This is a genomic window from Mucilaginibacter sp. P4_G9, from assembly GCF_056400985.1.
Map to the genome: position 1 here is coordinate 1 of NZ_JBFUKF010000162.1, position 11,726 is coordinate 11,726.

The 11,726-nt window shown below is 41.8% G+C and carries 11 protein-coding genes; 2 read left to right on the forward strand and 9 right to left on the reverse strand.

Annotated elements, in window-relative coordinates:
* Together AC1DPZ_RS14850 and AC1DPZ_RS14855 are read right to left on the reverse strand one after the other, a co-directional pair.
* Positions 1–193 (reverse strand): hypothetical protein (locus AC1DPZ_RS14850; RefSeq protein ID WP_477404675.1); only part of this gene is annotated, 193 nt, incomplete at its 3' end.
* 223 nt (positions 194–416) lie between these two features.
* Positions 417–1,028, reverse strand: a complete 612-nt coding sequence (locus AC1DPZ_RS14855) for a class I SAM-dependent methyltransferase (protein ID WP_477404677.1) — start codon at positions 1,026–1,028, stop codon at positions 417–419.
* Positions 1,029–1,143: 115 nt separating this feature from the next.
* On the opposite strand from AC1DPZ_RS14855, the gene AC1DPZ_RS14860 reads away from it, so the two are divergent.
* Positions 1,144–1,503, forward strand: coding sequence for an MmcQ/YjbR family DNA-binding protein (locus tag AC1DPZ_RS14860; protein WP_477404679.1), 360 nt, complete (start codon positions 1,144–1,146; stop codon positions 1,501–1,503).
* 28 nt (positions 1,504–1,531) lie between these two features.
* Here AC1DPZ_RS14860 and AC1DPZ_RS14865 read toward each other — a convergent pair whose 3' ends face one another.
* Positions 1,532–1,963, reverse strand: coding sequence for a hypothetical protein (locus tag AC1DPZ_RS14865; protein ID WP_477404681.1), 432 nt, complete (start codon positions 1,961–1,963; stop codon positions 1,532–1,534).
* A gap of 168 nt (positions 1,964–2,131) precedes the next feature.
* Between AC1DPZ_RS14865 and AC1DPZ_RS14870 the strand changes: the two genes are divergently transcribed.
* A complete protein-coding gene (locus AC1DPZ_RS14870; protein ID WP_477404683.1) occupies positions 2,132–4,213 on the forward strand; it encodes a TonB-dependent receptor in 2,082 nt (693 codons plus the stop codon).
* 156 nt (positions 4,214–4,369) lie between these two features.
* Here the strand turns inward: AC1DPZ_RS14870 and rodA are convergent, their stop codons facing one another.
* From rodA to purH, 6 genes are all read right to left on the reverse strand, one after another.
* Positions 4,370–5,638, reverse strand: coding sequence for a rod shape-determining protein RodA (gene rodA, locus AC1DPZ_RS14875; protein ID WP_477404685.1), 1,269 nt, complete (start codon positions 5,636–5,638; stop codon positions 4,370–4,372).
* Position 5,639: 1 nt separating this feature from the next.
* Positions 5,640–7,652, reverse strand: a complete 2,013-nt coding sequence (gene mrdA, locus AC1DPZ_RS14880; RefSeq protein WP_477404687.1) for a penicillin-binding protein 2 — start codon at positions 7,650–7,652, stop codon at positions 5,640–5,642.
* Positions 7,649–8,167, reverse strand: coding sequence for a rod shape-determining protein MreD (locus tag AC1DPZ_RS14885; RefSeq protein ID WP_477404689.1), 519 nt, complete (start codon positions 8,165–8,167; stop codon positions 7,649–7,651). The genes mrdA and AC1DPZ_RS14885 overlap by 4 nt, the downstream gene beginning before the upstream one ends.
* Positions 8,167–8,991, reverse strand: coding sequence for a rod shape-determining protein MreC (gene mreC, locus AC1DPZ_RS14890; RefSeq protein WP_477404691.1), 825 nt, complete (start codon positions 8,989–8,991; stop codon positions 8,167–8,169). Before mreC ends, AC1DPZ_RS14885 begins: the two co-directional genes overlap by 1 nt.
* 80 nt (positions 8,992–9,071) lie before the next feature.
* The gene (locus tag AC1DPZ_RS14895; protein ID WP_090651245.1) at positions 9,072–10,094 is read right to left on the reverse strand and encodes a rod shape-determining protein; all 1,023 of its coding nucleotides are present in this window, start codon (positions 10,092–10,094) and stop codon (positions 9,072–9,074) included.
* A gap of 273 nt (positions 10,095–10,367) precedes the next feature.
* Positions 10,368–11,726: bifunctional phosphoribosylaminoimidazolecarboxamide formyltransferase/IMP cyclohydrolase (purH, locus tag AC1DPZ_RS14900; RefSeq protein ID WP_477404693.1), on the reverse strand; the 1,359-nt coding region annotated here is incomplete at its 5' end.

Consider the following 11,726-nt stretch of genomic DNA (forward strand, 5'->3'; position numbering starts at 1 on the left):
CAATGATATCATCCCTGCGTACAAGTACTTTCATCAGGCCTTTATCTAAGGAAAAAGTAACACCATCTGCACCTTTTTTAAAGGATTTAATGGTAGCATTTGCAGGGATTGTTGCCATACCTCCTGCAAGCAAAAAAATCAACGCAATCGATTGTTTTATTTTTGCATTTAAGGTGAATAATTTTTTAAACATATTGAACAGCAGTAAATTGGTTTATAAGTAAGTGTAAGATTGACACCCGTTTTGAAAACGTGAATATAGTTACTTTTTTTTAATGGAGAAAAATATTTCTGCGGAGCTATTACCGGAACAATAAACATCTTGTTATCCAAAGCGAATTATGCCAACAAATAAGAGTGCAAACGAGTAGATGTTTTACTTCGTTCCGCATGGCAAAAAGGAAAAAGCGTGAAGGTCATTGCTTTTGCAAACACCAGGTGGTCATACACCGCAGGTTTTGTACGTTGGTAGTTTTTATAGGTTCATAAAGCATGGCATTTAATTCATGTGTGTAGCGCAACAGGATATCTTCATTTACCAGGAAACGTTCTGAACCATCGGGTAACAGGTAGCGGCTATTGCCTGTAGCTATTACTAATTCTTCTATACCAATGTCTGATGCCAGCCTGGCAAACAGGTACCCACCCGGCTTTAGCACCCGCCATAAAGAGCGCAACATGCTGTCAAAATGCAGCTCATTTTTTGCAAAGTGCAACACAGCACTACATATCACCAGGTCAAAAAAGCTATCATTAAAAGGCATATCTTCCACTGCTGAAACGCTAAAATTATCTAAAGCATTTTCGGGTGATAATGAAGCCGATAATTGTTTTATCGTGTTAATAGCCGCAGTACTTTGATCAACCCCATAAACCTCATATCCGTTCTGCAGAAAATATACCAGGTTACGCCCGGCACCACACCCGGCATCGAGTATGGTTCTGCTGTTATCAAACCGGCCTTTTAATAGCTGATCGAACAGGTAAATATCAATATAGCCAAAAGTTTGCTGAAGGTTGTTTTGCATAGGTGAAATTAATGCTTTTTAAGGAATCCCCGAATCTGTTGGTTGAAACCAATAACAATAACTTAAATTCAAATGGTTTCACCCTAAGGCATTCCACTTTTTACTAACTTTAGTTATGGCAACAAACATGGCTATCTTCATGCAGTTTCTCCGCAGCACCTTGTTGCCTTTGCCAGGTGTTACAGGGAAGATGCACTTTGATGACCCTGCCTTTTATGTAAATAATAAGATTTTTGCCAACGTAAAATTAAAGAATGAACTGCTTGCTATTTATACCACCGAGCGTGAAAAATGGATGGCTCTCGATCCACATACCTTTTTTATTACCAAGCATTACATTAATTATAAATACATGCTGGTAAGGCTCGAAACTGTATCGCCGGATGATCTTAAAACATTGTTAATTACCGCTTACCTGGCGCGGGCCACTAAAAAATTGGTGAAAGAGTATGAAACAACAAAAATAAATGAATAATTATTGGGGTAGTTTCCCAGTTCGAAATTTAATTTTCATTTGTAACCTCAACCCCATATCGTATTGCAGCTTCAAGTATATCAATGTTTATATCTTTTAGCGTTTTGAACCTAATGCAATACCCGGTCACGTTTGCCTTGCCTAATTCTTTCCCATACGTTAGGGCTAAGTATGTCTTATCTTTGATACCGAGGATATAAACAGATATTCCGGTTTTGTTTGCGCTCAAACCAATTTGAAAAAAATCCCTGGTCTTTCCATCAGCATATTTTATGGTGTGAAATCCATAGCCTATAGTAGGGTTACTAACAGTTTTATTTTCGCTGTTTTTACCGCTGTCGAACCATAATTTACAACCTGGTAAAGCTTGAAGTGTGAGATGGTGCAACTCTTGCATATCACTACGCTTTGGTTCAGGTTGGCTGGTAATATACTCTTCTATTTGTTCCTGTACGTTCATATTAAATTACAGTTTGCTTACTCTGCCTTTTCAAATCTCGCTTTATTTTTAGTTATACACTAATTTAAAACTGAGACACTATTATTATTTGTTATAGCTAACTTGTTACCAAAACACCATATAGGTTTAAAAGTTAAAAAACATACTTTTGCTTTTCCAAACCGCTATATGACAAAATTCTACTTCCCCTTTTTTCTTGTACTCACTTTTGCCATAAATGTCAGTGCACAAACCCAAAAAAACATTCAAAAAGATAGCATTAAACATCTCAATACAGTAACTGTACATGGCTATTTGAGTGAGCAGCCTGTGCTAAGCGTACCCGCTTCGGTAAGTGTGCTGGGTGCGGCGCAACTAAAATTGCAGCCAGATAATTCCTTCGTTACCGCGTTAAACACCGTGCCCGGCATAAGGGCGGAGGAGCGTTCACCAGGCAGTTACCGTTTATCTATAAGAGGTAGTTTACTGCGATCGCCTTTTGGAGTAAGGGATGTAAAGATCTATTTTGATGAGATCCCGCTTACAGATGCCGGCGGCAATTCTTATTTAAACGCCATTGATATTGGTAGTATAGGGAGTATCGAAATATTAAAAGGGCCGGATGGCAGTTTGTTTGGCGCTAACTCTGGCGGGGTAGTTTTATTAAACCCGATAAACAGGTATAGCGATAGCAGCTATTTATCGGCTGGAATAAATACCGGCAGCTACGGCTTGTTTCATGAAAAAATTGCCTTACAGCAACGCTCGGGCAATAACCTGTTTAACATCAAACAAAGTTTCCAAACCTACCATGGATATAGGCAGAACAGCGATATGCATCGTAATTATATACAGCTTGCAGATAAATGGAACTACAGCGCTAAAAACGAATTAAAGTTTTTAGGTCTGTACTCCAACCTTGCCTACCAAACGCCCGGTGGTTTAAACCTGGCACAGTTTACAGCTAATCCCCGCCTTGCCCGGCAGCCCACTGCTACTTTGCCCGGGGCAATACAACAACATATAGGTATAACTACAAAAATGTATTTAGGCGGCCTGGTTAACGAATACCATTTAACCGACCGGGTAAGGAATGTGCTATCGGTATTTGGCAGTCATGTTGATTTCGCCAATCCATTCATCACCAATTATGAGCAGCGCAACGAAAATACTTACGGCCTGCGCACTTATTTTGAGCTGACTGGTTTGCCGCATAAGAACCTTAGCTGGAAGGCAAACCTGGGTATAGAGTGGCAACAAACCAATTCGCAGATAAGCAACTACGGCAACAATAAAGGCGTTAAGGATACAACCCAAACCAGCGATAATATCCATACCAATCAACATTTTATCTTCGGCCGTTACTCGGCAGATATGTTTAAACACCTGCACCTGGAGGCTGCGTTAAGCTTAAACTGGTACGGTTATGATTTTAAAAATATTTACCCGCTTAACCAAAGTAGTTTTACCAACCGCAATTTTTCACCGCAGCTGATGCCGCGACTGGCATTATCCTACCAGGCTACAAACAACTTTATCTGGCGGGCATCAGTAAGCCGGGGATACTCCACACCAACTACCGCCGAAGTGAGGCCAACCGACAATATTGTAAATACTGCATTACAAGCCCAAACCGGGTGGAACTATGAAACCGGTTTCCGCCTGCGCAATCACGATGAAACTTTACTATTAGATGCTTCGGTATTTTACTACCGTATTAACAACGCTATTGTACGCCGTTTAAATGCCAATGAAACCGAGCATTATATAAACGCGGGAGGCACCAATCAGCCTGGCTTTGAACTATCGTTTACCGATTGGCTTATCCATCAGAATGATACCCATTTTATACGTGGCCTGCAGTTCAATGAAGCATATACCTACAGTAGATTCACTTTCAGAGAATACACTGTTACTTCTGCTACCTATTCAGGTAATCAATTAACGGGAGTGCCGAAACATGTTTTCGTATCAAGCCTGCAACTTAAGTTCCCTGATGATCTTTCTTTGTTCGTACAGCATAATTATACCTCCAAAATACCACTCAATGATGCCAATACAGTTTATGCCGGGCACTATAACCTGCTACAGGCAAGGGTAAGCTGGCAACCGCTTATAGGCCGTAAAACACGTTTAGAAATCTTTGCTGCTGCAGATAATCTCCTGAATAAAAAGTACAGCCTTGGTAACGATTTGAATGCTGTAGGTAACCGGTATTATAATGCTTCGCCGTTGAGGAATTATTCGGTTGGGATGAATGTGCGACTGTGACCGCTGATCCAGTCTGAACCGGAATCGAGTTTAAGAATGTTCAGGATTTTACCTAAATTGTTTGTCATTTTTCTGAAATCTGAAATCTGAAATCTGAAATCTGAAATCTGAAATCTGAAATCTGAAATCTGAAATCTGAAATCTGAAACCCGAAATCTAAATAATTCCCATCCGGTTTGAGTCCAGTTTGATAAGGACGAATAGCAGGATTGTAAAGCTGAGTAATGAAGAGCCACCGTAGCTAATGAACGGTAGTGGGATACCGATAACAGGCACAATACCAATGGTCATGCCAATATTGATTACCACGTGGAAGAATAGCACCGATGCTACTCCATAGCCATAGATGCGTGAAAATGGCGATCGCTGTCGTTCTGCAATAAAAACAACGCGGAGGATCAAAAACAAGAACAGCCCCATAACTACTAATGAGCCTGCAAAGCCCCACTCCTCGCCTATAGTGCAAAAAATAAAGTCGGTACTTTGTTCAGGTACAAACGAATATTTGGTTTGCGTGCCCTGCAGATAACCCTTACCCCACATTTTGCCCGAGCCAATGGCTATTTTTGATTGGTTTACATTGTAACCTTTACCGCGTAAATCGGTGGTAATGCCCAGCAGAATGTTAATCCGCTCGGTTTGGTGAGGCTTCAAAACGTGGCTATAAATAAATTTTACGCTAAAAATAAACGATATTGAAATAGCCAAACCTATAAGCATGGTGGTAATGAGCTTGCGGTTACGTTTAAATAAAAAGATAACCAGGGCTGTAAATGCCACCAACCCAATAATTATACTTAGTGGATTAAACAAAAGCGCAACCACAAAAAGCGTTATTAAAAGGCCCGAGACAACCAGGTAATAAGGTGATAAACCCTCGCGATACAACACAAAAATAAGTGAGCAAAAAACGAGTGTCGACCCGGTATCTGGCTGTAGCATAATAAGCACCATCGGGAAGCCTATGATAGCCGCAGCTGCCATAAATGCTTTTGGCTCAGCAACGCGTATATTAGGCCCGCTCAAATAACGGGCTAAAAGTAAACAGGTGGCAAATTTGGCAAACTCCGAGGGCTGCAGCCTGAACCCACCGCCCATATTGATCCAGGCCTGATTACCTCCAACATTTCTGCCAATTACCAGTACGACGATGAGCAACAGCACAGTTATCGCGTAAAAAGCAGGGGAAAGCGCGCTAAAAAACCTGCTTTCCAACAGCAGAATAACCATTCCTACAATCACAGCCACAATTATGTATATAAATTGCTTACCATAATTGGTAGCTCCATCTATAAAACTGGGGTGCCTTTCATCAAATACGGCCGCGTGAATGTTGAACCAGCCAATAGTACATAGTACGAGGAACAGGAACACCGTTACCCAATCAACATTAAAAAAGAAACTGCGCTGGTTATTACTACTCATACTAATTACTCGTTCCCCGGTTTGCTAAAAGATTAACCCAACTACCCGGCTTTTTATTGTTTGCTGTTTTTAACCGGGCAGCTTTTTTTACAGAATCAGCCTTAAACTTTTTGATTGAATCGGCTTTTACAGCGCGAATACTATCGCGTATCCGCTCTTTTTTAAGGTCGAGCGCGTAAAGGTTAAGATCAGGCAGACGATCCGCGTTTGCAAAATAATCCACCGTAATTCCCGATTCACGGGGAGTAATCTTTCCTTTTAAATATTTTTCAACTATAAAGCTGGCAATAGGTGCAGCCCAATGCGCACCTTCTCCCGAGTTCTCAACTACCACCGCTATCGCAATTTTTGGGTTGTCTCGTGGGGCAAAGGCAACAAACACCGAATTAGCTTCGCCGCGCGGGTTTTGGGCAGTGCCGGTTTTTCCGCACATAATGATGCCCGGGATCTTTGATCTCCTGGCAGTACCATCCTCAACCACTGCCTGCATCCCGTTAATAACGGGGTCAAAATATTGCGAATCTATGCCAACGTAATTCCTTTTAGTATACTCTGCTTTAATTACGTTTTCCGTTCCGATAGCTTTAATTAAATGCGGTTTATAAAAAAAACCCTGATTAGCAATGGTACATTCAATATTGGCCATCTGTAATGGCGTTGCTAAAAGCTCACCCTGGCCAATAGCAAGCGAAATAATTGTGCTTGAGCGCCATCCGCCTTTTTTATAAATATTATCGTAATGCAAAGGAGTTGGTACATTACCCCTGCCTTCGGCCGGCATGTCCAGATCAAGTCTTACGCCCAATCCAAATTTATTTACGTTGGCACGCCAGTTAGCAAATGTCGTTTCGGTCCGTTTTGCCCCATACCTGTCGATGATTCTTTGAAAAACCATCGAAAAATAACCATTACAAGATTCGGCTACGGCCCTGCTTAAATTAACCGAACCGTGGGCTTCACCGTTATTACACGGCACCAGGCGATTACCGGCCCGGTAATGCCCGGTACAATAATAAGTATCCTGGGGTGTGATGATGCCCTCCTGCAAGCCGATGAGCGCGCTCAGTGGTTTAAATGACGAACCGGGCGGATATTGCGCCTGTATGGGTCTTATGAAAAACGGCTTATAGGGATCATTATACATTTTGGCCGCGTTATTGCCACGCTCGCGCCCCACCATCAAATTGGGGTCATACGTTGGGCTGCTTACGTAACATAGTATCTCGCCGCTTGACGGCTCAATGGCTACTATACTGCCCAGCTTATTTTTCATAAGCTTTTCGCCTAACTTTTGCAGATCGATGTCAAGCGACGAAGTAAGCCGCTCGCCGGTACGCGCAACGGTATCAAAGGCACCGTTGGCAAACGATCCTTTTTTTATTCCGCGCGAATCAACCATTATATTTTGAACACCGCGTTGCCCGCGCAATACATTCTCATACGCTTTTTCAACGCCTGTAATACCAATGTAATCACCGAGCCGGTAATACCCGTTTGAGCGACTAATATCCCTGTCATGTACCTCGCCTATATAACCCAAAAACTGCGCAGCCACCGAGTCAGGGTAAGCACGTACAGTACGGCGCTGTATATAAAAGCCAACAAAATCTCCCATTTTTTCCTGCAAGGAGGCAAACAGTGTAGCCGGTACCTGCTTTTCAAATGGCGAATCTTTACTGGGAGAGTATTTTACGGCTTTAGCCCAGCGTTTATCAAAACCGGCCTTATCAATGCCAATCATTCTGCAAAACTCAAGGGTATCAAAAGGTTTTACATCCTTTGGGTTAACCATGATATCGTAGATCGGTTCGTTTTGAACCAGTATTTTGCCATTCCTGTCCAATATCGGTCCCCGCGCGGGGTATATAATAGCACTGCGGATAACATTTTTGGTGGCATACAGTGCATATCGTTCATCAACTATCTGGATATAGTAAAGCCTTGCCAGCAGGGTAAAAATTATAGTAATAAAAATACCGGTTACAACGTAGCGACGCTCAAAAAATTTATTCATTTACGTTCTTTCCTTTTGAAAAATAGCAGCCCCGAAATCAGTATCAAAAATACCGTAAATATTGAACTCAAAACAACACGGCTTAGTGTGTATTGCATTTCAGAAATCCTAAATACTTCAAGGTTTAGCAGGAAAAAATGATGAGAGAAAGTGAGTATTACTATATAGGCAAAAAACCACCTGATACCCATAATGCTTAAGGTTGGTTCGGGCTCATTATCAAAGCCGTCTTTTTGCACAGTTATATTTATAAATAGTATGCGTACCAGGGCAAGCACCGCACATGCTGCCGCGTGCAGCCCGGGTGTGTCATAAAATGCATCTACAGTAAGCCCTAATATAAACGCCAACGCAAACAGTAATACATTTGGTATCTCAAACGGCAGCAGCAAAATAAACATGATATAGAAATAAGGCGTAGACAGGTTGTAAAAGGTGATGTTTTTGAGCAGGAATACCTGCATAAAAACCAAAACCAAAAAGCGGATGGCATTAATGATAATAATACGGCCCATTATTTATTTTGTACGGCCTCCAATCCCGCCTGTTCCTGTGCAAATTTGTTAACGACCACGTATACGTATTGCAATTTTGTAAAATCAACTGATAAGTTAACCTCCACATTAAGCAGTAAACCGCCTTCTTTTGCATGTAAATTAGTTATTTTACCAAACGGTATGCCCGTAGGGAAAAGCGAATAACCCGATGCTACCACTTGTTCACCCAATTTTGGCTTTGCTTCGTTTTGTAGGCTCAGCACCCCTTTATGCGGATCGAGGTTACTTACCCAGGTAAATGAGCCAACAGCTTTATCATCTGCCAGCATTGCACTAAACTGACTTTTTGAATGCAGCAACGATTTAACAATGGCGAAATGATCTGTAACATCGGCTACCATCCCTACAACACCGGCACCGCTAATTATCCCCATATCTTTTGCTACCCCATCCTTGCGGCCCCTGTTTATGGTGATGTAATTATTGGATTGATTGGTGGAATTATTGATAACCCTGGCCACTATGTAGGTATATTGTTGTTTATAAACAGTATCTGTTACCTTATGCTTCTCAACAGTATCAACATAAAATGAACTCTTGAGTATTCCCCGCAACCTGGCATTTTCACCTGCCAGGCTGTCGTTTTGTTCTTTTAGCGATAAATATCCTTTAAACTGGCTTACCTGTGCATATAAACTACCGGTAACCTGGTTTTGCGAATTAATGAAAGTAGCTTTTTGAAAAGAGTTGTATTTGATATAAATAAGCAACGCGCTTACTTCAAAAATCAGGAATAAAAAAAACGCGTTATACTTAGTGATAAATATCAAGAGGTTACGCATCGGATGGTGAGTTGGGAATGGTAAGCGGTGAGTGGTTGGAAAGTTTTAAATTAACTACCCCCCATTCACCACTCACTAAACTATTGCATTAAAAATTTAAAATTACCTATATTTTTCAGGGCGGTTCCGGTTCCGCGTACTACGGCACGCAACGGATCTTCGGCTACGTGAACCGGCAGTTTTGTTTTAGCTGCCACACGTTTATCCAAGCCACGCAATAGGGCACCACCTCCCGTTAAATAAATACCAGTTTGGTAAATATCCGCCGAAAGTTCGGGCGGGGTAATTTCCAACGCTTTTAATATTGCTTCCTCAATCTTCGAGATCGATTTATCCAGGCAATGTGCAATTTCGGTATATGATACCATGATCTGTTTTGGCACACCGGTCATCAAATCGCGACCCTGTACGGCAAAATCAGCCGGGGGATCTGCCAATTCAGGCAATGCAGCGCCAACTTCTATCTTAATTTTTTCTGCAGTACGATCGCCAATCATAATGTTGTGCTGCCTGCGGATATACTGAACAATATCAGAGTCAAAGTTATCTCCCGCAACGCGGATAGACTGATCACAAACAATCCCCGATAAAGCAATAACCGCAATCTCGGTAGTACCGCCACCAATATCAATGATCATGTTACCCATTGGCTCTTCCACATCAATACCAATACCCACGGCTGCTGCCATTGGCTCATGTATCAGGTAAACTTCCTTGGCGCCGGCTATTTCGGCCGAGTCGCGCACTGCACGTTTCTCCACCTCGGTTATACCCGATGGAATACAGATAACCATACGTAACGAGGGGAAGAACCAGCCTTTACCCTGGTTAATCATTTTGATCATACCGCGTATCATGTGTTCAGCGGCGTTAAAGTCGGCAATTACACCATCTTTAAGCGGACGAACAGTACGGATATTATCATGTGTTTTACCTTCCATTTGCATGGCCTGCCGGCCAATGGCGATAACCTTATTGGTAGTCCTGTCAAACGCCACTATAGATGGTTCATCAACAACAACTTTATCATTATGTATAATGAGGGTATTTGCAGTACCCAGATCGATAGCAATTTCTTGTGTAAAAAAGTTAAATAAACCCATCTAATGTTTCTTTCAAATAATTTGCAAAGTTAAATAATATAGATCATGAATTTCACGAATCCATCCAAGTCAACACAATTTTCACGAATCTATGCAGGTTGACAATTATAACTCTAAATTTCCTTTATTCGTATTCTTACCCTCTTGTTTATTACTTTTTAACTGAGTAACCCGTGTAAAACTGCCTTCGTGAAAATACGGTTTAATTAGCGTAATCCGCATTAATTTTATTCGGGAAAATTCACTTCAATTAGTGTAATTCGTAATATTTAATTAGTGTTTAAAATGACGTACCCCGGTAGTAACCATCGAGATGTTTTTTTCGTCGCACATGGCTACAGATAGCTTGTCATTTATTGATCCGCCTGGTTGTAATACCGCTGTAATACCTGCCTCGGCAGCCAGCTCCACACAATCAGGGAAGGGAAAAAAAGCGTCAGATGCCATCACTGCGCCATTCAGATCGAAACCAAAGCTGTGGGCTTTAATAACTGCCTGCCTTAATGAATCAACCCTTGACGTTTGACCAACACCACTCGACATCAGCTGGTTGTTTTTAGCAAATACAATAGTGTTTGATTTGGTATGCTTTACCACTTTATTGGCAAAATACAAATCTTTCATCTCCTGCTCGGTTGGTTTGCGGTTAGTAACCGGGGTCATTTGTGCCGGTCCTTCAACAACCGCGTCTTTATCCTGCTCAATAACACCGTTCAGCAAGGTTTTAAATTGCTTAACTGGTAATTCTACTGGCTGACGAACTAAAATAATACGGTTCTTTTTAGCCTGTAGTATTTGAACCGCCTCGTCTGTGTAGGCAGGAGCAATCAGTACTTCGTAAAATATCTTGTCAATCTCGGTAGCGGTAGCAGCGTCTATTTCATCGTTAGCTATAATTACGCCGCCAAAAGCCGAAACCGGGTCACAGGCCAAAGCATCTACCCATGCCTCTTTAATAAAAGAGCGTGATGCAATGCCACAGGCATTGGTATGTTTTAATATGGCGATAGTTGACTCGCCGGTAAACTCATCAATTAAGGCTACAGCCGCGTCAACATCTACCAGGTTGTTGTATGAAAGCTCTTTACCATTCAGCTTGTTGAACATGGCATCCAGGTTACCATAAAAAGTACCTTTTTGATGCGGGTTTTCGCCGTAACGTAAGGTTTGGCTGGTTAGGATGCTTTGTTTAAATACCGGCAGCGGCTCTTCCTGGTTAAAATACTGAAAAATGTGGGTATCGTAGTTTGAGGTAATATTGAATGCCTTTTGCGCGAATGATTTGCGCTGATCAATAGTGGTAACACCATCCTGTGTTTTTAGGATTTCTTCCAGTATGCCGTAGTCGTCTTTTGAAGCAACGATGGTTACATCTTTGAAATTTTTTGCACCCGCGCGGATCAGCGAAATACCGCCGATATCGATCTTTTCGATCACGTCTTCGGCGCCTGCGCCTGATTGTACGGTTTCTTCAAATGGATAAAGATCTACAATAACCAAATCCAGTTCTGGGATTTCGTATTCGGCCAGTTGTTTCTCATCGCTATCAAAACTTCTACGGGCCAAAATACCACCAAACACCTTAGGGTGCAGGGTTTTAACGCGACCACCTAATATAGATGGGTATGAGGT

Excerpts from the sequence above, each read along its gene's own strand:
- AC1DPZ_RS14855 (WP_477404677.1), bottom strand. The coding sequence starts at position 1,028 with ATGCAAAACAACCTTCAGCAAACTTTTGGCTATATTGATATTTACCTG.
- AC1DPZ_RS14860 (WP_477404679.1), top strand. The coding sequence starts at position 1,144 with ATGGCAACAAACATGGCTATCTTCATGCAGTTTCTCCGCAGCACCTTG.
- AC1DPZ_RS14865 (WP_477404681.1), bottom strand. The coding sequence starts at position 1,963 with ATGAACGTACAGGAACAAATAGAAGAGTATATTACCAGCCAACCTGAA.
- AC1DPZ_RS14870 (WP_477404683.1), top strand. The coding sequence starts at position 2,132 with ATGACAAAATTCTACTTCCCCTTTTTTCTTGTACTCACTTTTGCCATA.
- rodA (WP_477404685.1), bottom strand. The coding sequence starts at position 5,638 with ATGAGTAGTAATAACCAGCGCAGTTTCTTTTTTAATGTTGATTGGGTA.
- mrdA (WP_477404687.1), bottom strand. The coding sequence starts at position 7,652 with ATGAATAAATTTTTTGAGCGTCGCTACGTTGTAACCGGTATTTTTATT.
- AC1DPZ_RS14885 (WP_477404689.1), bottom strand. The coding sequence starts at position 8,167 with ATGGGCCGTATTATTATCATTAATGCCATCCGCTTTTTGGTTTTGGTT.
- mreC (WP_477404691.1), bottom strand. The coding sequence starts at position 8,991 with ATGCGTAACCTCTTGATATTTATCACTAAGTATAACGCGTTTTTTTTA.
- AC1DPZ_RS14895 (WP_090651245.1), bottom strand. The coding sequence starts at position 10,094 with ATGGGTTTATTTAACTTTTTTACACAAGAAATTGCTATCGATCTGGGT.